The sequence below is a fragment of the Amycolatopsis keratiniphila genome (genome assembly GCF_000400635.2).
Lineage (GTDB): Bacteria > Actinomycetota > Actinomycetes > Mycobacteriales > Pseudonocardiaceae > Amycolatopsis > Amycolatopsis keratiniphila.
In genome coordinates this window covers 440,193-459,203 of record NC_021252.1, presented here as the reverse complement: position 1 = coordinate 459,203, position 19,011 = coordinate 440,193, and the positions used below count along the sequence as shown (strand labels likewise).

Here is a 19,011-nt window from a genome sequence, read left to right as displayed (position 1 = left end):
GGTCCGCCCGATATGGGCTGATCCCGGTCGGTGTCTGACATCGGTCACCTCCTCGCGACGTCATCAACGCTACGCCCGAGTGCTAGCAATTGCAAGCACTCTGCTTGCAACCATCGGGTGTGTTGGTGCTCACCCGGCTACCGTGGAGGGATGTCGAACGCCACGCGGCTGCGGCGGCGCCTCGTCGAGCATCTGCTCGCCGAGGGCGTGCTGCACGACGCGCGCTGGATGACCGCGTTCCGCTCCGTGCCGAGGCACGTCTTCCTGCCGCGGTTCTTCGTCCCGGCGGCGAACGGCTGGGCGGCGGTCGAGCACGGCGACGACGAGTGGCTCAGGCGCGTCTACTCCCCCGACGTACTGGTCGTGCAGCTGGACGACGATTCCGGGCTTTGGGAACGGGCGCGGTATCTCGGCGCGCAGCCGGGAACGCCGACGAGCTCGTCCAGCCAGCCGGCGATCATGGCGATCATGCTCGAAGAGCTCCGGGTCGCCGACGGACATCGTGTACTGGAGATCGGCACGGGCACCGGGTACAACACCGCGTTGCTGTGCCACCGCCTCGGCGCCGGGCTCGTGTACACAGTGGACATCGACCCGGAACTCGTCGACGCCGCGCGCAAGCGGCTCGCGGAGATCGGATACGTGCCCTCGTGCGCGGCCGCCGACGGCGCCGAAGGCTTCCCGGCGGGAGTGCTCTACGACCGGGTGATCTGCACCTGCTCGGTGTCGTCGATCCCGCCCGCCTGGCTGGCGCAGACGATGCCCGGCGGGCTGATCCTCACCACGCTGAACCGGCCGATCGGCGGCGGGCTCGTCCGGATCGTCGCGGGCGAAGGCGCGACGGGGCACGGGCGGGTGCTCGCGCGCGACGGTCGCTTCATGCCGCTGCGCGCGCACCGGTTCAAGCAGTCGAAGGTGCCGGAGGGCGAGGTCACCTGGCGGCCGACGCGGCTGCCGATGGGGGTGATCACCGAGGTCCGCAGCCGTTTCGAGTTCTTCGCCGGGCTCTGCCTGCCGGGCGTGACGGCCTCGCGGGACGGCCGGAGCACCGCCATGGTTCATCCGGACGGCTCATGGCTGCGCCATCGGCAGGCGGGCGACGGGTTCGAAGTGGCCGAAGGCGGCCCGCGGCGGCTGTGGGAGATCGTCGAAGCCGCGTATGAGGAATGGCTCGACCTCGGCGAGCCTGGACGAGACCGGTTCGGGCTCAGCCTCAACGGGGACGAACAGGTGATCTGGCTGGATTCACCCGAGGGCCGCACTTGGCCGTTGAGCCCCTGAAAGCAGGCCGCGCACCCACTGCTCGACGTGGTCGACGGCGTCTTCGACCGGGATATGAGTGGTGTCGAACAGCTCGACCGGCGGCTGCATCGCGGACGCTTCCGCTTGCAGCCACGCGTTGAACTCCAGCATCTCCTCGACGCGCTCCTCGTCCCACTCGCGCCAGGCGGGCCGCGCGAGCAGACGCTTGCGCAACGCGTCGGGCTCGCTGACGAGCGCCAGGTAGTGGATGTCGGAGAAGAAGACGCGCTCGGGCAACCGCTCGAATTCGGGCGGCGCGACCGTGCCGCAGAGCACGACCGGGCGCCCGTTCTGGTGCAGCATCGCCGCCATCCGCAACCAGGTCGAGCGGAACGCGGGATGGCCGGGGACGTCGTCGCGCAGCGCCCCGGTCCACAGCACGTCCTGCTCGACCACGAGCGCGAGATCGCCGAGCCGTCGCGCCAGCAGCGGCCCGACCGTCGACTTGCCCGCCCCGCTCGGTCCGGTCAGCGCGAACAGCGGGAGCCGCCGGAACGGCCACCGGTGCGCGCATACCGCGCACACCAGCAGCCCGCTCTCGACTCGTGGCCGTTCGGCGCGATCACCGCAGGCCGGGCAGATCTTGAGATCGAGGACCACGGTCAGTCGAAGAGGCCCTCGAGGAAGCCGCCCTTGCGACGCTTGTGGCCGTAGCCGTGCGGAGAGTCCGCGTATCCGCCGCGGTACCCCTTGGGCGAGTCCGAGTACCCACCCCGGTAGCCCTTCGGCGAGTCGGCGTAACCCCCACGGTGCGGGCGCGGCGAATCCGGACGGCCGTAATGCGGCGCCGGCGCGTGCCCACCTCCCTGATACGGCGGGGGCTGGTGCCCGCCGCCGCCGTAGTACGAGGTCTCGGCGTTGGTGATGGCTTCCAGCTCACCGCGGTCCAGGAAGATGCCGCGGCATCCCTGGCACTGGTCGATGTGGATGCCGTTCTTGTCGACGGTCTTCATGGCGTTCTGGCACTTCGGACAAATCACGTATCAGAGATTACGCATTTTTCCGCCGCGAGGTCAGCAGGCGCACAGACAAAACGGGTGTCCGACCGGATCCGCGTAGACCCGGAAGGTCTCCGGGGAGTCGTCGAGCAGCTTCGCGCCGATGGCCAGCGCGCGCTCGTGGGCGGCCTCCATGTCGGTGACGTCGAGGTCGATATGCGCCTGCTGCGGGTTCTCGGCGGACGGCCACGCGGGCGGGCGGTAGTCCGGCACGCGCTGAAACGAGAACCGCGCGCCGCCCTCCGGGTTCCGCAGGGTCACCCAATGGCCGTCTTCGGCGACTTCGGCCGCCTTCCAGTCGAGCAGCTCGCGGTAGAACTCCGCCAGCGCGACGGGATCCGGGCAGTCGAGCGCCACCGCGCCGAAGGTCGGTACCGCACCCATGATTCAGCCTCCAGAATGATCGAGTAACCAGTGAACCAAGTATGGGGGTTATCAAAGCCGATGACAACCGGTCTCGCCCGTACACTGGGCGGGGTGAACACCGACGCGTCCCTGGTGGTCGAGTTTCTGAACACGGTGAACGTCGAACGCGGCACCGACCTCTTGGACGAGCTGGAGTCCTGGCAACGCTGGGCCCGCGATCACCGGCTGCGAGCGGATACCCCCGCGGCCGCACGGGAAACCCGGGACGCGCTGAGGGCGGCGATCGGCGATCCGCGACTCCCCCGGCTCGGCCTGCGCGCCCCGGCGGAGATCGTCCTCGGCGCGGAAGGCCCGCTCCTGGTCTCGGAAACGGTCTGCGAGGCGGTGCTGGCGGCGTCGACCCGGCTGACCGTGCTCGGCGAATGGATCCGGCTCAAGATCTGCCCGGCGGACGACTGCCTGTGGGCGTTCTACGACGAATCGCGGAACCGGTCGAGGACGTGGTGCTCGATGCGGGCCTGCGGGAACCGCGAAAAGGCGAGGGCCTGGCGGGCCCGGACGGCGGATGTCTCGACCTGAGTACCCAGCGTGGGCTGAAAGCGTCCTTCACCGCATCTCGCGCGGCGAAGGACGCTTTCGTCGCATCGCATGCCGTGAAAGCGTCCTTCAGCTCCGCCGGGCAGACATCGCCGGGACCACAACTTCTGGTGTCACCCACCCCCGAGTTACCCCCAGGGGTTGTGCACACCGTTAGGCCAAAAACGTGAAAAGCTGTGGATAACCCTGGGGATGACTCCACTTCCTGTGGACAACTCCCGGCGCGGCCTCCGGAGTGTGGTATACGCGCGGCGGCTCAGAAGAGCAGCTGCGCGACCGTGTAGATGACCAGGCCGGCGAGCGCGCCGACCACCGTGCCGTTGATCCGGATGAACTGCAGATCCCGGCCCACCTGGAGCTCGATCTTGCGCGAGGTCTCCTCGGCGTCCCAGCGCTCCACCGTGTCGGTGATGATCGTGGTGATCTCCTTGGAGTAGTGGGTGACGACGTAGGCCGCCGCCCCCTCCACCCAAGTGTCCACTTTGGACCGGATGTGCTCGTCGGAGACCAGCCGTCCGCCGAGCGTCTCGAGGCCCGTGCGCACGCGGCGCCGCAGCTCGCTCGACGGGTCTTCGGCGGCGTTGAGCAGCATCTCCTTCGCCGTCGCCCACGCCGAACCGATCAGCTTCTGCACCTCGTCGTGCCCCAGCATCTGGGACTTGACCTGCTCGGCGCGCGCCATCACCTCGGGGTCGGTCTGCAGATCCTGGGCGAACTCGCCGAGGAACTTGTCCAGCGCCAGCCGCATGGGGTGGTTGACGTCGGTCTTCACCGCCCAGACGAACGACAGCACCTCGCCGTAGACCTTGTCCGCGAGCATCTCGTCGACGAATTTCGGCGACCAGCTCGGCGCCCGATCCGAGACCACGCGCAGCATCGTCGTGTGGTTGTCCCGCACCCATTCGTAGGCGCGGTCGCACATCAGGTCGACGAGCTTGTGGTGCGCCCCGTCGGCGAACACGCCCTCCAGGATCTTGCCGAGCGGCGGCCCCCACGGCTTGTCCACGATCCGCTTGACCACGGCCTGTTCCATGATCGCCTGGACGTCCTCGTCGCGGAGCACCTTCACCGCCGCCCGCACCACGGTGGCCAGCTCGGATGTCACGCGCTCGGCGTTGGCGGGCTGGGAGAGCCAGCCACCCAGCCGCTTCGAGACCTCGACCCGGCTCAGCTTCTCGCGGACCACGGACTCGGACAGGAAGTTCGAGCCGACGAAGTCACCGAGGCTGCTGCCCAGCGCGTCCTTCTTGTTCGGGATGATCGCGGTGTGCGGGATCTTGATCCGCAGCGGATGCCGGAACAGCGCCGTCACCGCGAACCAGTCGGCGAGCGCGCCGACCATCCCGGCCTCGGCGGCCGCGCGGACGTAGCCGACCCACGCGGGCCAGCCCGCGGCCTCGGCCCAGCTGGTCAGCAGGAAGATCACCGTCGCGCCGAGCAGGAACGACAGCGCGACCGTCTTCATCTTGCGCAGGCCGCGGCGCTTCTCCTCCTCGGCGGCGGTTCCACCGGGCGGATCGGCTGGGGTCACCTTGGCGGGCGTCAGTTGCTCCACACCGCCATTGTCCGTGAGGATGGCTGATCGTGCGCGAACCTGTCCTCGTACCCCGCCTCCAGCCCTTCACGTCGACCATCTTCGCGGAGATGACGGCACTCGCCGTCCGCCACGAAGCCGTCAACCTCGGCCAGGGTTTCCCCGACACCGACGGCCCCGCCGGAATGCTCGACGCCGCCAAGAACGCGCTGTTCGGGGGCGCGAACCAGTATCCGCCGGGTCCGGGGCGGCCCGAGCTTCGCGCGGCGATCGCGCGGCATCGGCTCCGCTACGGCGTCGAGTACGACCGCGACACGGAGATCCTGGTCACCGCCGGTGCCACCGAGGCCATCGCGGCGTCGCTGATCGCGCTCACGCAGGCGGGTGACGAGGTGATCGTCATCGAGCCGTACTACGACTCGTACGCGGCCGCGGTCGCCATGGCTGGTGCGGAACGGCGGGTCGTCGGCCTGGTGGAACGCGACGGCCGGTTCGCGCTGGACATCGAGGGCCTGCGCGCCGCGGTGACCGGCCGGACCAGGGCGATCCTGATCAACTCGCCGCACAACCCGACCGGCACGGTGTTCACCCGCGCCGAGCTGGACGCCGTCGCCAAGCTTTGCGTGGAGCACGACCTCATCGCGATCACCGACGAGGTGTACGAGCACCTGGTGTTCGACGACGCCGAGCACATCCCACTCGCGACCTTCCCCGGCATGCGCGACCGCACCGTGTCGATCTCCAGCGCGGGCAAGACGTTCAACTGCACCGGCTGGAAGATCGGCTGGGTCTGCGCGAGCCCCGAACTCGTCGCGGCGGTGAAGGCGGCGAAGCAGTTCATCACCTTCGTCTCGGGTGGCCCGTTCCAGCCCGCCGTCGCCCACGCGCTGGACCACGAACTGCCGTGGGCCGAGGAGCTGCGCACGAGCCTCCAGGACAAACGCGACCGGCTCGCGGCCGGCCTCGCGGAGGCGGGCTTCGCGGTCCGGCCGACCGCCGGGACGTACTTCGTCTGCGTCGACGTCCGTCCGCTCGGCTTCGACGACGCCGCGGAGCTGGCTTGGGAGCTCCCCGAACGGGTGGGCGTGGCGGCCGTGCCCGTAAAGGTGTTCACCGATCACCCGGAAGAGTGGAAACACCTCCTGCGCTTCGCGTTCTGCAAACGCAACGAGGTCATCGACGAAGCCGTCACCCGGTTGCGCAAACTTCGGTGACCCGTCCGATGTTCACGCCCAGCCGCCTTTTTCGAGTGCCCGTCTGAGCCGGTCCAAACACCGTCTTCGAAGCCTGCCGACACTGGCCGGGCTGATGCCCAGTTCCCCCGCGATCTGGGCGTAGGACAGCTCCGGCCGGTGCGCGAGGAGCCGCACCAGCCGTCGATGCGAATCCGGCAGGCGATCGACGGCCGCCCAGAGCGCGCGGTCCCGTTCGGCGCGGACGACCTCGGCCTCCGGGGTCGTCTCCGCGCCGGGCAGCGGACGCGGCGTTTCCCGCCTGTTCCTGGTGATCATCCGAAGCGCGCGACGCCGCGCCGTGGTGGTCAGCCAAGCCCCGAGCTTCGCTTCGTCGCGTAGCGCGCCTGGCACGCGAAGTAGTTCCAGCCACGCCTCCTGACAGATGTCCTTGGCGTCGGCTTCGCTGAGCCGGTAGGTCTTCAGCACCTTGAGCACCGCCGCCGACACCGCGTTCACGTCCCACATCCCGGACCTTCCCCTCCCGGCGGCTTGCGCCCGCCGCACCGATCACCGAACGCGACTTCGACGGCACACACCGCATCCGGGATCCGGAAAAGGTCAGGTCACCGAGGATTTGAGTAGTTCCACCCGTCCCCGGATGGCCGCCGGGCACACACCGAGAGTGATCAACTTCGGTACTCCAGGCACCGGAGCCGGTTGCGTCGTTCCGCCTAACGGGCTGGATCGACGGCGGCTGAGGTGAAACACTCCCCTCCGGTGCTAAAACTGGTGCAGCCCCGGGGGAACTGCGACCTGACCGGAAGAGACCCCAAGAAAGATCGAACTCACGCGGAAAACGTGGGTTTCAGGCGCGGACGGTGGTGATTGCTGTGAGTGGTGCGGCAGTCGTGCGCCGTCACGACCTCACCTCCCGCAAGACCGGCATGCGAATTCTTTTCGCGGGCGGGCTCGCGCTCACCGGCTGGCTCCTCGGCGCCGTTTTGAGCACCCCGGCCTCGGCCGAGGAACAACTTCCCGTGACGCCGGAGACCTCCGTGGTGCAGCCCGCGGACGAAGCCGCATCCGGGAAAACGACTACTCCGAACGAGTCCACTTCGGACTCCACCACGACCGGCACCACGAAATCCGCTGAGCCCACCGAAACCTCGAATGAGCCCGCTCCCGTTCCGAGCGAAGAGCCCGAGGCCACTGTGGAGGAAGCGGCCGTTTCGAGCACGAGTTCCGTCGAGAAGACTTCTTCTCCGGAGCCGGAAACGAAGACCGCGAAGCCCCAGGCGTCCAACGGTTTGCTGGGCGGCCTCATCGGCGGCGTGCTGAATGTCGTCACGACCACGGTCGGTGGCGTCGTCGAAACCGTCGGCGGGGTCGTCGGTGTCGTCGACGGAATCGGCGACCAGGTCGTCTCGCCGATCATCACGCCGAATCCGTGCTGCGCCGGCGGCGCCCCGGTGATCCTGCCGGGCACCGGCGACATGCTCGACCCCGTCTTCGGCGGCGGCTCGGGCGAGTCGGCGAGCGGCTCGGTCACCATCGCCGTCCCGGCGAAGGCCGTCGTCACTCCGGCCGCACCCGCCACGCCGGACCCGCGTCCGCTCGTCCCCGCCGAGACCCCTGTTCCGGTCGCGGCGAGCCAGCACCACCGCGTCACGCTGCCCGTCCGGGTCCAGCACGACGTCAAGCCCGCTCCGGCCGCGCCCGCCGAGTCCGACACGCACGCGTCCCCGGACGGCGGCGGTTCGGGCGGCGGCGGTGGCCTGCCGAGTGCCCCGGTGGCCCCGGTCGCGCCCACCACGACCGTCCAGCCGGGTCACGACAACACCGGCGGCGGCCGCGGGCCGCTCGCCGTGCTCGACTCCGGAATGCCCGCCACGCAGCTGAAGCTCATCGGAACCGGCTGCGACCACGAAGGCGAGCGCACCGGCCGGGAAGCCGCGCTTCCGGCCACCTCCCCCGACTGACCTGACCGGGTCGCCGGGGAGAACCACGTCCAAACCAAGATCAACTTCTGGTTTCGACGCCTGGTGAATCCTCTGGCATAAGCCGCTTTCGCCTGCCCCTTTTCAGGCAACCCCAAAGTCTTTCCGAACGGCCGACCGCGCCCGGCCGGTTCGGATCCCGGCCCCGGCGCCGCGCTGCCCCTGCGGCGCCGGGACCAGCACCGGGTGGACTCCGGGGGCTTCTGCTCACCGCGCCGAGCAGGAGCCGGCCAAGCTCGAAGTCCGCCTGAACCGCGGGCGGTTCCCGGCACGTCGAGGGGCTGTGCCGGGTAACCGCCGCGGTGCCCGCCTGCGAGGTTTCGGCCTCGGGGCGGGCCGGATAGCCGGTGCGCTGGTCGTGCGGCGCCGATGCCCTCCCTGGAGCATCGGCCGCCCCGCCGGCGCACCGGCTATTTCCGTTCCCGGCCCGCATTCAGAGGACGAAATGCGGGAATCAGGTGACCTGGACGGCGACCGGGGCTGCGACGGCGGGAGTCACGGCCACCGAAGCGGCCGCCGCGCCGAGACGGCGCACGGCCTCGAAGAGCGTCTCGGCCGGAAGCGCGTACGGCAGCCGCAGCCAGCGCTCCAGCCCGCCGTGGACACCGAACCGCGAGCCCGGCGCCACCTGCACCCCGTGTCCCGCCGCCGCGACGGCCAGCCGCGTGCTCATCGGCTCCGGCAGACGGCACCACAGCGAGAGCCCGCCGGGCGGGACGGTGAACGTCCACTCCGGGCAGTACCAGTTGAGCGCCCCGGTCAGCGCGTCGCGGAGGGCCAGCGTCTCCTGGCGGCGGTGCGCGAGCGCGGCCCCGCCGTCGTCGAGGAGTTCCGCGAGAACGAGCTGCTCGAACACCGGCGACCCGAGATCGACGGCGAACCGGGCGGCGACCAGCCTCCCGATGATGTCCTCGGAGGCGCGGATCCAGCCGAGCCGCAGGCCGGCCCAGTGCGATTTCGACGCCGAGCCGATCGTGATGCCGAGATCGCCCAGGAACGCGCCCAGCGGCGGTGGGCCGTCCGCCGGATCGCCTTCGAGGTCCAGCTCGACCAGCGTCTCGTCGATGATCGCCGGCGTCCGGGTGCGGTTCAGCGCGGCCGCGAGCCGCTCCCGGCCGTCGGCGTCCATGCGCAGGCCGGTCGGGTTCTGGAAGTCCGCGACGAAGTACGCGAGCCTCGGCGCGGACTGCCGCAGCGCGGCCTCGATGCCGACGACGTCCCATCCGGTGACCGGGTCCAACGGCACCGGAACCCCGATCGCGTGCGCGGCACCGATGGCTTCCAGCGAGTTCGGATACGTCGGCTGCTCGACGAGCACCCGGTCGCCGGGCCCGGCCAGCATGCGCAGGATCTGCACGAACGCGTGATGCGCGCCGTTGGTGACCATCACCTGCTCGGCGTTGGTCGGCAGACCGCGTTCGGTGTAGCGGCGGGCGATCCGCTCACGAAGGATCCGCAGGCCGCGCACCTGGTAGCCGTTCTCGCCGAGGTGGTCCACCAGCGCCTTCCGGGCGGCGTCCACGGCCGGGACCAGGCCGGCGACGGCGGGCGGGCAGGCCTGGGCGAGGTCGATGAGGTCCTCGCCGGTCGGCAGGATCGCGCTCCGGCCGCGGCCGCCGGGGGCCGCGATCCACGAGCCCGCCCCGCGACGGCTCGCGACCAGGCCGTCGGCACGCAGTTTGTCCAGCGCGGCACCGATCAGCGTGCGGCTGACGTCCAGCGCCTCGGCGAGCTCCCGTTCGGCGGGCAGTTTCGTGCCGAGCGGCAGCCTGCCGTCGAGCACCAACAGCTCGACGGCGGCCGCCAGATCCGCGGCACCGTGTCGAGAACCACTCTGCCGCCAACTTCCCAGCAAGATGGCCAATTTTGGCCCCGAAACGCGTCCAGTCAGCGGGATCAGCGGTTCCATAAGGCCAATTGTTCCAGATTGGCCATGGTCAAGGTAGCCACTTACCCCTGATGGTGCACACGTGGCACTCAACCTCGACCTCAAACCTGTCGGCATCTCCCAGGACACCACCCGCCGTTCGCTCCAGCTCGTCGGCGGGCTCGCCCTCTACGGCGGCAGCATGGCCATGCTGACCAGGTCGGGACTCGGCCTCGACCCGTGGGACGTGCTCCACGAAGGCCTGATGAAGATCACCGGTCTTTCGTTCGGCACGGTCACCGCGATCGCGTCGGTCCTCGTTCTCCTGCTGTGGATCCCACTGCGGCAGCGGCCAGGGATCGGCACCGCGGCCAACGTCGTGGTCATCTCGCTCACCGTCGACCTCGTGCGGCTCTTCCTGCCGGACCAGGACGTGCTCGGCTGGCAGATCTTCAACCTCGTCGCCGGGGTCGTGCTCAACGGTCTCGCCGCCGCGATCTACGTCGGCGCGCGGCTCGGCCCCGGCCCCCGCGACGGCCTGATGACCGGCCTCGCGGCCCGGACGGGCAAGTCGATCCGCCTCGTCCGGACCCTCATCGAGATCACCGTCCTGGCCGCGGGCTGGCTGCTCGGCGGCACTGTCGGCGTCGGCACGGTCCTCTACGCGCTCGCCATCGGCCCGCTGACCCAGGCGTTCCTGCCGTACGTCGTGTGGCGGGAGCGCGCCCACGCGTGACTGGACGGACGACACACGTGTCGGGATGGACGACACGCGTGATCAGGCGGACGTCTCGCGCCATAGCCCCCGGCCGCGAGCGTGTCGTCCATCCAGACACCCGTGTCGTCCGTCGGATCACGCGAAAGCGCCGGACGAGCAAGAGCGGCGGCGCGATGGGGCACGGCCTCGTGAGTGCTCGCCACGGAGACCTGGCGCGCTCTCGACTGTCCATAAGGGACACTTTCAAGGGTAAAATGCCCGATTTGGCCACTTGAGACCCGGGTCGTGAGTGATTTGGGTGGTTCTAACCCCCGTCCGGAAACGGACATAAAGGCATCGATCGGATGCCTGAGCGGGTGCACCACCTTTGACTTACCGCTCACGAGCGGATCAGCTGGCCTCTCGTTGCTCAAGGAGGCGGCGCACGGCGAGGTAGTCGATGCCCCGCTGCGCGAGCACGTCGGCGGCCACGCCGGGAACGGCGGTCAGCGCGAGCAGGAGGTGCTCCCCTTCGATGCGCTTGCTGCCGACGTCGATGGCTTCGCGAAGGCTCTTCTCCAGCACCTTCTTCGCCTCCGGCGTGAACGGCCGATGTCCGCGTCCGGCGCGCTGCCCGCCGGTCAGCGCGCCCGGGCCGTGGGTCTGCTCGACCCGCTCGACGATGTGCTCGACGTCGATGCCGAACCCGCTCAGCGCCTCGACATCGGCGTCGCTCATCCCGCCCCGGCGGCGGACGCGCCGGAGGTCGTCGGCCAGTTCGTCCGCCGGGCAGCCGAGCGCGGTCAGCACGCCGGTGCCCCGGGAGAGCGACGTCAGCAGGTGCAGCGGGTCGACGTTCGCGGACGCCTCGTCCGACGCCACCCGCTGGGCGCCGACGACGACCTCGCGAAGTTCGGGCGTGAAACGTTCGAACATCAATGCCTCCCGTACTTCTTGTGCACCGCTTGCCTGCTGACCCCCAGCTCGGCCGCGATCTCCTGCCAGGACCAGCCGTGCACCCGCGCGCTGCGGACCTGCACGGCCTCGAGTTGTTCCAACAGCCGGCGCAAGGCGGCGACGGCGCGCAATCCCACCCGGGGATCGCGGTCGCCGGCTCGCGCGGCCAGATCTGTCGCTTCGGTCATGACGTCAACCTACGTTGACATCCCGCCCGCGTCAACCTCGGTTGACAGTTAGGGTCGGGGACATGGTCGAAATCGCAGTGGCGGAAAGGGACGGAGTAGGCGCGGACGGATCGACGCGCCCGACCGAAGACCACGTCGCCGTCCTCGGCAACGCCGTGGTGGTGCTCGACGGGGCGACGGCGCCGAGGCCGGATCTGCCGTCCGGCGGCTGGTACGCGAGCCTGCTCGTGCACAGCCTGTCGCGGGCGCTGACCGCGGAACCCCAGGCCGATCTCGCGGTGTTGCTGGCCGAGTCGATCGCCGACGTCGCCCGCCGCGAGGGCCTCGAGCCGGGACGTTCACCGTCGAGCACGGTCGCGATCGCGCGCTGGACGGACGACACCGTCGACGGGTTGGTGCTCGCCGACAGCCCCATCGTCGCCTTCGGTCCCTCCGGCGCGGACCCGCTCACCGACGACAGGCTCGTCTCGCTGCGTGAAAGCGGTCAGCTCCGCACAGGCGCCGACGTCCGCGCGAAACGCAACGCGCCGGACGGCTTCTGGGTCGCCGAAGCGGAACCCACGGCCGCCGCCGAGGCCGTCCGCCGCAGTTGGCCGCGTTCGGAGGTCGACGCCCTGCTCCTGGCCACCGACGGCGTCGCGATCGGCGTCGACGAGTACGGCTTGTTCGACTGGCCGGAGGTGCTCGCCATCAGCCGGGAGCGTGGCCCCGACGCCGTCCTCGACGCGGTGCGCACGGCGGAGAAACAGGACCCCGACAGCGAGCGCTGGCCCCGCGCGAAAAGGCACGATGACCAGCTACTGGTACTGGTCGACTTCGGGGTAGCCCCAGGGTAAAACCGGGGGCTTCCCGGATCGGAAATCCGCGCCCGCGCGAGCACGCTGGACGCATGACGTTCCCTGGGGAGAGATCGCGGACGAGACCGTGGCTGATCGCGTCGGGCGCGGCCATCGGCTGGGCACTGTTCACCATGGTCGTGCTCCACCTGATCAGCTCACGCGATCCGGTGTTCGACACGCTCTCCAGCTACGCCTACGTCGACCGCGGCACCGGCATGCTCGGCGCCAGCGTGCTCTCCCTGTCCATCGGCTCGCTCACCGCGCTCGGCGCGCTGGCCGCGGCCGGGATCCCGCTCAGCCGCACCACGAAACTGCTGTTCGTGCTGTGGTCGCTGGGGCTGGCGGCGGCCGCGATCTTCCCGGCGAGCTACCCCGAGTTCCCCGACCCGGTCAGCGGCGAGATCCACCTGTACGCGTGCCTCATCGGTTTCCTCAGCCTGCCCGCCGCCGGCTTCACCCTGCGCGACAACCTGCGCGGCACCCCGGCGGCCAGGCTCGTCGGGCGCCTGGCATGGGGCAGCGCGGCCGGTCTCGTCGTCTTCGGGCTCAGCTTCATCTTCGTGCGCCTGTCCGACATCCCGTTCTTCAAGACGCTGACCGACATCGCGCCGGTCGGGGTCATGCAGCGGGTTTCCTTGGTGGCACACGTGATCCTGATCGCCGGGATGCTGAAGGTCGCGTCAGCGGCGCACCGCGTCGGCGAATTCGGGGGCGTAGCCGTAGAGGCCGGGCAGCCCGCCCGTGTGCAGGAAGACGACGTGCTCGTCGGGCGCGAAATGGCCTTCGGCGGCCCAGCGGATCAGCGCGGCGCCCACTTTGCCGGTGTACACGGGATCGAGCGCGATTCCTTCCGTGCGGCCGAAAAGCCGCACCGCGTCCCACGTCTCGCCGGTCGGGATCCCGTAGCCGGGGCCGATCGTACGGTCGTCGATGCGCAACCCGTCGAGTGACGGCGGCTCGGTGCCGAGCAGCGCGGAAGCGGCGATGGTGAGGTCGGCCAGGTTGTCGAGGGCTTCGTCGACCGGATGGCTGACGCAGGCGATGTCCAGCGTCAGCCGGTCGAGGTCCGCCGTGCCGACGACGAGCCCCGCGGACGTCCCGCCGCTGGCGTGCGGGGCGACCAGCCTCGCCTTGGTGATCCCCAGCTCGGCGAGCTGGCCGTCGATCTCGCGCGCGGCCGCGACGTAGCCGAGCGCCCCGACACCGTCGGAGCCGCCCACCGGGAACGTCGCCACCTGGCGCCCCTCGGCCGCGGCCTCGGTGATCAGCCGGTCGTAGGTCTTCCCGGTCTCCTCGCCGTCGCGGCAGATGTGCACGTTCGCGCCGAAGAGATGGTCGAGGGAGACATTGCCGGACCGTTCGTACGCGTCACCGTCGCGCGGGACCTTCGCCGTCAGCACAAGCTCGCATCGCAGCCCGAGCTTCGCGCAGACGGCGGCGGTCTGGCGGCCGTGATTGGTCTGCAAGGCGCCGAAGGTGATCACCGTGTCGGCGCCGTTCTCGATCGCCGCGCCGAGCAGGAACTCGAGTTTGCGCAGCTTGTTGCCGCCCACCCCGAGCGGATGCACGTCGTCCCGTTTGAGCAGCAGCTTCGGCAGGCCGAGGGCCTCGCCCAGCCGGGGTGCGGGATGCAGCGGCGTCGGGTAGCCGCCGAGGTCGACGCGGGGGAAGCGATCGAGGTTCATGAACTTCACGTAACCACACCGAGGCTACTCGGTGGTATCGTTCGTTTGAACGAACGAGAACCTGCAGGGGGGAACCCATGACCACCTCGAAGACGGACCTCGCGTTCACCGGCCTCGCCGAACAGGCCTCGATGCTCGCCACCGGAGCCACGACATCCGTCGAGCTCACACGCTTGGCGCTCGAAAAGGCCGAAGCCAGCCAGCCCGTTCTCAACGCTTTCAAGTGCCTTCGCGCCGAAGAAGCCCTTCGCGAGGCCGAGGAGGCCGACCGGCGGCTGGCCGACGGCGAATCCGCTCCCCTGCTCGGCGTCCCGACCGCGATCAAGGACGACCTCGACGTCACGGGACTGCCGACGGCGTTCGGTTGCGAGGGCGATTTCTCCATCGCGACAACGGATTCCCCGCCGGTCGCCGCGCTACGGGAGGCGGGCGCGGTACTCATCGGCAAGACCAACACCCCGGAACTCGGCCAATGGCCGTTCACCGAAGGCCCCGCGTTCGGCGCGACCCGCAATCCGTGGGACACCGAACGCACCCCGGGCGGTTCCTCGGGCGGCGCGGCGGCGGCCATCGCGTCGGGGGTGATCGCCGCCGCGCTGGGTTCCGACGGAGCCGGGTCGATCCGGATCCCGGCCGCGTGGACCGATCTGGTCGGGATCAAACCGCAGCGCGGCCGTGTCCCGACCGGACGCGAACTCTTCCACGGCCTGACCGTGGTCGGCCCGCTCGCGCGCACCGTCGCCGACGCGGCCCTCCTGCTCGACGTCGCCGCCGGCACCGGCACCGCGTTCCAGGCGGCCGCGCGCCGCGAGCCGGGCCGCATGCGGATCGGGCTGTCCACGCGGATCCCTTTCACCGCGACGAAAACGAGGCTCGACCCGCAGGCGCACGCGGCCGTCGTCCGGCTCGCGGAGCGGTTCGCCGAACTGGGCCACGAGATCGTCGAGATCGAACCCGACTACCGGCTGATCGGCCTTACCTTCCTGCCGCGTTCGCTCGTCGGCGTGCGTGACTGGTCCCGCCGCGTCCCGGACCAGGCGCGGCTCGATCCGCGCACGCGTGCCAACGCACGGCAGGGTTCGGCACTGGCCGGCCCGGCGCTGCGGCTCGCCCGCGCCACGGAACCGTTGCTGCAACGGCAGATCGGCTCGGTGTTCGGCCGGGTGGACGTCGTGCTCACGCCGACCACCGCCACGCCGCCACCGCGGATCGGCAGCTTCGACAAGCTTTCCGGCTGGCAGACCGACCAGGCCATGATCGCCGCGTGCCCCTACGCTTGGCCGTGGAACGTGCTGGGCTGGCCGGGGGTCAACGTCCCGGCCGGGCTGAGCCCGGAAGGCCTGCCGCTCGGCGGTCAGCTGCTCGGCCCCTCGCACGCCGAGGAGCGGCTCATCTCGCTGGCGGCGCAACTGGAAGAGGTCGAACGGTGGCAGGACCGCAAACCCGAGACCGCTTGGTGAACACCCGCGAGGCCATCCTTCACGCCGCCCTCAAGGTGGTCGGGGAACAGGGGGTCGGCGGGCTGACCAACCGCCGGATCGCGACCGCGGCCGGCGTCTCGCTCGGCACGCTGACCTACCACTTCCCCAGCCAGACCGCCTTGCTGCGTGAGGCGATGCTGCTGTTCGTCGAAGAAGAGACCACGAAGCTGACCGGATTCGTCGACGCCTACCGCGAGCAGGGCTTGAGTGTCGAGCAGGCCGCGTCGGTGGTCGAGCAGGTCATCGGACAACTGCCGTTCGGCACCGACGAACTCGGCGCGCACGAGCTGTATCTGCAGGCCGCGCGCGACCCCGGACTCCAGGACGCGGCCGCCCGCTGTTTCGCCGCGTACGACGAACTCGCGCTGGTGATCCTGAAAACGCTCGGCGTGCCGTCGCCGGAACGGCTGACCGGTCCGGTCGTCGCGCTGATCGCCGGCCTGCAGCTGCGCAGGCTGGCCACCGGAGACGACGGCGTCGGAGTGGCGCAGTCGCTGATGATGCTCGTCCGCGGCGCGTCATGACCGGTCCGCCGATCGTCAAGGGGACGGCGGCGTGGAAGTACTTCGGCGACTTCCGGGCCGGGCTGCTGGCGGGCCAGGTGCTGGTGCTGCAGGTCGCGCATCCGGTCGTCGCGGCCGGGGTGCGGGATCATTCCGACTACGTCGAGGATCCGTGGACCCGGCTGATGCGCACGGCCGCGTCGCTGTCCATCTACATCTACGGTGGCCCGGAGGGCGCGCGCTACGAGGCGAACCGGCTGCGCGCGCTGCACCGGTCGTTCACCGGCGTCGACGACGGCCGCCGCTACAGCGCGCTGAACCCGCACGCGTATGCCTGGGTACACGCCACGCTCGTCATGGTTCCCGTTGACACACAAAGGTTCTACGGCACGCCGATGACTCCGTCCGAAGTGGACGAATACTACGCGCAGATGTGCGACGTCGGGCGGCTCCTCGGCCTGCGCGAACAAGACCTGCCGCCGACGTGGCCCGAATTCGAGCGGTATTACGCGGACATGATCGACGGTTTCGGCCCGAACGAAACGATTTCGACATTGTTCGAAACGATCCGGACGGTGAAGAAACCATGGCGTTGGCTGCCCGACAAACGATGGGTCCGGCTTCAGCGGTGGCAGCATCGAGGACAGATGTTCGTCATCCGCGCCACACTGCCGCCCGCCCTGCGAGATCGGCTCGGTCTACAGTGGACCGCTCGTGACCAGCGTCGATTCGACAGATTCCGACGTGTGGTGCGGCTCTTCGGCGGCCTGGTGCCGGTGACGTTGCGGTCTTCGCTCGTGCGGCGGATCGGCAGGCTCAACGTCTGGTTCCGGGCGCATCCCCGCGCGTATCGTTTCCTCGGGGGCTGACCCCAACCGGAGTAAGGGACGCCGTCCCCTTTACGGGGGACCCCGATTCACCCGGCGCTGTGACGCTTTCCCGGGCCGTCGTCGTTAACTTCAGCCGGGATGGGGAATTCACCGAGGGGGCGGCGCACGGCGCCGATGGTCATCGCCCGCGTACTCGTGCTCTGCGCGCTGGCGTCCGTTCTGCTGTCCGGCACCGCGCGGGCGGACGGCGTGTCGAGCGGCGCGGACGTCCAGGTCGCGCAGACACTCGGCACCCGGGATCTCACGGTCATCCTCCGGCGGATGGACATCGCGCCCGGCCCGCTGCACGTCGACATCGTCACGCACACCGGAAGCGCGCCGGGAACGCTGAAACTGCGCGCGTCCGCCGCCGGAACCACGTTTTCCGAAACGACGGTGCGGCTGGACGGGAAACCCAGCGCCCATGCGGCACAGCTGCGCGTCGATCAGCCCGGCCCGTGGGAACTCGGCCTCGACGACGGCACGGACACCGCGTCGATCCCGTTCATCGTCCCGGCCAGGGTCATCCCTCCGTGGGAGAAGGCCACCTTCGGCGGCTTCGTCGCCGCGGGCGTGTTCCTGGTGCTCGGTCTCGTCGTCGCGATGCGCGTCCGGCGGCCGCAGCTCGCGCTGATCCCTGCGGGCGGGATGGTCGCCGCGCTCGCGGTCGCGGTCACCGGCGCGATGCTGTCGGCGTCCACCCCGCCGCCGCCCGCACCCGGCGCGGCACTGGACCCGACGATCGACAACGTCCAAGACCCGTACGCCAACGCGCAGATGTCCACAGTGGACTTCTCACGCCCGCCGGTGAATCTGGCCGTGCACTCGCCGAACGCGCGCGCGGGCGCGCTCGCGCAGGTGCGCCTCGCCCTCGCCGACGGCGCGACCGGCCGCCCGGTCGACGATCTTCTGGTGCACGACAACGCTTTGATCCACCTCGTCGTCATCTCGCCGACGGGCAGGCTCTGGCATCTGCATCCCGTGCGTGTCGGCCCCGGTGACTACCGGGTGAAGTTCACCCCGCCCGAGGCCGGGACCTACGCCGTCGCCGCGGAACTCGCCCGGCGAGGCGGCGGCGTACAACTGGTCCGCAGCACGATGAGTGTCGCGGCCGGAACGGACTCGCCCGCCGAACCCGTCCCCGCCGGAGCAGGAAAGCGGGTCGTTCAAGGGAATCCGGTCGACGTCGAGGTGCGGCCGGGTACGCCGACCACGATCACCGCGCGCTTCGCCCATGCGGATCTCCAACCCTGGCTGGGCATGCTCGGCCACCTCATCGTCGTCGGCCCGATCACCGGCGACCACCGGGTCGGCGCGGATGCCGCTGCCGCGCCGACCTGGGCCCACGTGCACTCGATGATCCCGCAGTCGCCGGGCATGCCGGACAAACCCGATGAAACGGTCGCCGCGTACGGCCCCGATGTCCCGTTCACCTACACCTTCGCCACACCCGGCACGTACCGCGTCTGGCTCCAGGCCGAACGCGACTACACGGTGCTCACCGTGCCCATGGAGATCGAGGTCCCGGCGGAAGGGGCACCGCAGTGAGTTCCACAGTGGACAGACGAAGGCCGGTTCTGCTGATCTCCGTGGTCACCGTGCTCGCGGTGGCGATCGTGGCGTGGCTGGTGTGGCCGAGCAGCGGCGGGGCGCAGGTGCAGCGCTCGACGCAGGGCCCGTACACGGTGCAGCTTTCGGTCGAGGATCCGCGCCAGGGCGGCAATGTCTTCGCGCTGACCGTCACCGGTGCCACGCCGGACGTCGTCACGCTCGAACCCGTGATGCCGCGGATGGGGCACGCGCTCGCCCCGTCGCCCGCGATCGCGGAGGGGCCGGGCCGGTTCCGCACCGGCGACGTCCTGCTGCCGATGTCGGGGCAATGGGAGATCACCGTTTCACTGCGCGGGCCGTCCGGCGCCACGCAGCACGTTTTTCCTTTGCTGGTCAAGTAAGAGA

The 19,011-nt window shown here is 70.1% G+C and carries 20 protein-coding genes and 1 pseudogene; 12 read left to right on the top strand and 9 right to left on the bottom strand.

The window, feature by feature from the left end:
- Nucleotides 1-150: 150 nt before the first annotated feature.
- Entirely contained in the window at nucleotides 151-1,281 is a 1,131-nt protein-coding gene (locus AORI_RS43190) for a methyltransferase domain-containing protein (RefSeq protein ID WP_016330888.1), read from the top strand.
- On the opposite strand, the gene AORI_RS43185 is transcribed toward AORI_RS43190, so the two are convergent.
- From AORI_RS43185 to AORI_RS43175, 3 genes are read right to left on the bottom strand one after another with little or no spacing between them, the layout of a single operon-like run.
- Nucleotides 1,246-1,902: a P-loop nucleotide/nucleoside kinase family protein gene (locus AORI_RS43185; protein WP_016330887.1), complete on the bottom strand. Its 657-nt coding sequence runs from the start codon at nucleotides 1,900-1,902 to the stop codon at nucleotides 1,246-1,248. The genes AORI_RS43190 and AORI_RS43185 overlap by 36 nt on opposite strands.
- Before the next feature lie 2 nt (nucleotides 1,903-1,904).
- Nucleotides 1,905-2,282, bottom strand: coding sequence for a TFIIB-type zinc ribbon-containing protein (locus AORI_RS43180; RefSeq protein WP_073846206.1), 378 nt, complete (start codon nucleotides 2,280-2,282; stop codon nucleotides 1,905-1,907).
- Between the two features lie 33 nt (nucleotides 2,283-2,315).
- Nucleotides 2,316-2,684 carry a VOC family protein gene (locus AORI_RS43175; RefSeq protein WP_016330885.1) on the bottom strand — a complete coding sequence of 123 codons (369 nt, stop codon included), beginning with the start codon at nucleotides 2,682-2,684 and terminating at the stop codon, nucleotides 2,316-2,318.
- A gap of 93 nt (nucleotides 2,685-2,777) precedes the next feature.
- On the opposite strand from AORI_RS43175, the gene AORI_RS43170 reads away from it, so the two are divergent.
- Nucleotides 2,778-3,245, top strand: a complete 468-nt coding sequence (locus AORI_RS43170; RefSeq protein WP_043847862.1) for a CGNR zinc finger domain-containing protein — start codon at nucleotides 2,778-2,780, stop codon at nucleotides 3,243-3,245.
- 274 nt (nucleotides 3,246-3,519) lie between these two features.
- On the opposite strand, the gene AORI_RS43165 is transcribed toward AORI_RS43170, so the two are convergent.
- Nucleotides 3,520-4,818 (bottom strand): DUF445 domain-containing protein, encoded by a 1,299-nt coding sequence (locus tag AORI_RS43165; RefSeq protein WP_016330883.1) that lies wholly within the window; start codon nucleotides 4,816-4,818, stop codon nucleotides 3,520-3,522.
- Between the two features lie 29 nt (nucleotides 4,819-4,847).
- Between AORI_RS43165 and AORI_RS43160 the strand changes: the two genes are divergently transcribed.
- Nucleotides 4,848-6,011, top strand: coding sequence for a pyridoxal phosphate-dependent aminotransferase (locus AORI_RS43160; RefSeq protein WP_016330882.1), 1,164 nt, complete (start codon nucleotides 4,848-4,850; stop codon nucleotides 6,009-6,011).
- A gap of 12 nt (nucleotides 6,012-6,023) precedes the next feature.
- Here AORI_RS43160 and AORI_RS43155 read toward each other — a convergent pair whose 3' ends face one another.
- Nucleotides 6,024-6,497, bottom strand: coding sequence for an RNA polymerase sigma factor (locus tag AORI_RS43155; protein ID WP_016330881.1), 474 nt, complete (start codon nucleotides 6,495-6,497; stop codon nucleotides 6,024-6,026).
- 365 nt (nucleotides 6,498-6,862) lie between these two features.
- Between AORI_RS43155 and AORI_RS43150 the strand changes: the two genes are divergently transcribed.
- Nucleotides 6,863-7,951, top strand: a complete 1,089-nt coding sequence (locus tag AORI_RS43150) for a hypothetical protein (protein WP_123798259.1) — start codon at nucleotides 6,863-6,865, stop codon at nucleotides 7,949-7,951.
- Between the two features lie 472 nt (nucleotides 7,952-8,423).
- Here the strand turns inward: AORI_RS43150 and yczR are convergent, their stop codons facing one another.
- Nucleotides 8,424-9,878 (bottom strand): MocR-like transcription factor YczR, encoded by a 1,455-nt coding sequence (gene yczR / locus AORI_RS43145; protein WP_016330879.1) that lies wholly within the window; start codon nucleotides 9,876-9,878, stop codon nucleotides 8,424-8,426.
- A 61-nt stretch (nucleotides 9,879-9,939) separates the two neighbouring features.
- On the opposite strand from yczR, the gene yczE reads away from it, so the two are divergent.
- Entirely contained in the window at nucleotides 9,940-10,572 is a 633-nt protein-coding gene (gene yczE / locus AORI_RS43140) for a membrane protein YczE (protein ID WP_016330878.1), read from the top strand.
- 372 nt (nucleotides 10,573-10,944) lie between these two features.
- Here the strand turns inward: yczE and AORI_RS43135 are convergent, their stop codons facing one another.
- Nucleotides 10,945-11,469: a Clp protease N-terminal domain-containing protein gene (locus AORI_RS43135; RefSeq protein WP_016330877.1), complete on the bottom strand. Its 525-nt coding sequence runs from the start codon at nucleotides 11,467-11,469 to the stop codon at nucleotides 10,945-10,947.
- Entirely contained in the window at nucleotides 11,469-11,678 is a 210-nt protein-coding gene (locus AORI_RS43130; protein WP_004559389.1) for a sigma factor-like helix-turn-helix DNA-binding protein, read from the bottom strand. The genes AORI_RS43135 and AORI_RS43130 overlap by 1 nt, the downstream gene beginning before the upstream one ends.
- Nucleotides 11,679-11,740: 62 nt before the next feature.
- Between AORI_RS43130 and AORI_RS43125 the strand changes: the two genes are divergently transcribed.
- Together AORI_RS43125 and AORI_RS82710 are read left to right on the top strand one after the other, a co-directional pair.
- Nucleotides 11,741-12,514, top strand: coding sequence for a protein phosphatase 2C domain-containing protein (locus tag AORI_RS43125; protein WP_016330876.1), 774 nt, complete (start codon nucleotides 11,741-11,743; stop codon nucleotides 12,512-12,514).
- 53 nt (nucleotides 12,515-12,567) lie between these two features.
- Nucleotides 12,568-13,119, top strand: a pseudogene (locus AORI_RS82710) (DUF998 domain-containing protein); the annotation flags it as partial.
- A 78-nt stretch (nucleotides 13,120-13,197) separates the two neighbouring features.
- On the opposite strand, the gene AORI_RS43115 reads toward AORI_RS82710, so the two are convergent.
- The gene (locus AORI_RS43115; RefSeq protein WP_043848529.1) at nucleotides 13,198-14,202 is read right to left on the bottom strand and encodes a D-cysteine desulfhydrase family protein; all 1,005 of its coding nucleotides are present in this window, start codon (nucleotides 14,200-14,202) and stop codon (nucleotides 13,198-13,200) included.
- Nucleotides 14,203-14,279: 77 nt separating this feature from the next.
- On the opposite strand from AORI_RS43115, the gene AORI_RS43110 reads away from it, so the two are divergent.
- From AORI_RS43110 to AORI_RS43090, 5 genes are all read left to right on the top strand, one after another.
- Nucleotides 14,280-15,662, top strand: a complete 1,383-nt coding sequence (locus AORI_RS43110; protein WP_016330873.1) for an amidase — start codon at nucleotides 14,280-14,282, stop codon at nucleotides 15,660-15,662.
- Nucleotides 15,659-16,207 (top strand): TetR/AcrR family transcriptional regulator, encoded by a 549-nt coding sequence (locus AORI_RS43105; RefSeq protein ID WP_016330872.1) that lies wholly within the window; start codon nucleotides 15,659-15,661, stop codon nucleotides 16,205-16,207. The genes AORI_RS43110 and AORI_RS43105 overlap by 4 nt, the downstream gene beginning before the upstream one ends.
- Nucleotides 16,204-17,055 carry an oxygenase MpaB family protein gene (locus tag AORI_RS43100; protein WP_016330871.1) on the top strand — a complete coding sequence of 284 codons (852 nt, stop codon included), beginning with the start codon at nucleotides 16,204-16,206 and terminating at the stop codon, nucleotides 17,053-17,055. The genes AORI_RS43105 and AORI_RS43100 overlap by 4 nt, the downstream gene beginning before the upstream one ends.
- Nucleotides 17,056-17,154: 99 nt before the next feature.
- A complete protein-coding gene (locus AORI_RS43095) occupies nucleotides 17,155-18,603 on the top strand; it encodes a hypothetical protein (RefSeq protein ID WP_046199749.1) in 1,449 nt (482 codons plus the stop codon).
- A complete protein-coding gene (locus AORI_RS43090) occupies nucleotides 18,600-19,007 on the top strand; it encodes a FixH family protein (RefSeq protein ID WP_016330869.1) in 408 nt (135 codons plus the stop codon). The genes AORI_RS43095 and AORI_RS43090 overlap by 4 nt, the downstream gene beginning before the upstream one ends.
- The last annotated feature ends 4 nt before the right edge of the window (nucleotides 19,008-19,011 follow it).

Bases quoted from the DNA above. Each gene is read 5' to 3' on its own strand.
- AORI_RS43110 (WP_016330873.1), top strand. From the start codon at position 14,280: ATGACCACCTCGAAGACGGACCTCGCGTTCACCGGCCTCGCCGAACAG.
- AORI_RS43155 (WP_016330881.1), bottom strand. From the start codon at position 6,497: ATGTGGGACGTGAACGCGGTGTCGGCGGCGGTGCTCAAGGTGCTGAAG.
- yczR (WP_016330879.1), bottom strand. From the start codon at position 9,878: ATGGAACCGCTGATCCCGCTGACTGGACGCGTTTCGGGGCCAAAATTG.
- AORI_RS43125 (WP_016330876.1), top strand. From the start codon at position 11,741: ATGGTCGAAATCGCAGTGGCGGAAAGGGACGGAGTAGGCGCGGACGGA.
- AORI_RS43100 (WP_016330871.1), top strand. From the start codon at position 16,204: ATGACCGGTCCGCCGATCGTCAAGGGGACGGCGGCGTGGAAGTACTTC.
- AORI_RS43135 (WP_016330877.1), bottom strand. From the start codon at position 11,469: ATGTTCGAACGTTTCACGCCCGAACTTCGCGAGGTCGTCGTCGGCGCC.
- AORI_RS43095 (WP_046199749.1), top strand. From the start codon at position 17,155: ATGGGGAATTCACCGAGGGGGCGGCGCACGGCGCCGATGGTCATCGCC.
- AORI_RS43175 (WP_016330885.1), bottom strand. From the start codon at position 2,684: ATGGGTGCGGTACCGACCTTCGGCGCGGTGGCGCTCGACTGCCCGGAT.
- AORI_RS43190 (WP_016330888.1), top strand. From the start codon at position 151: ATGTCGAACGCCACGCGGCTGCGGCGGCGCCTCGTCGAGCATCTGCTC.
- AORI_RS43130 (WP_004559389.1), bottom strand. From the start codon at position 11,678: ATGACCGAAGCGACAGATCTGGCCGCGCGAGCCGGCGACCGCGATCCC.
- AORI_RS43115 (WP_043848529.1), bottom strand. From the start codon at position 14,202: ATGAACCTCGATCGCTTCCCCCGCGTCGACCTCGGCGGCTACCCGACG.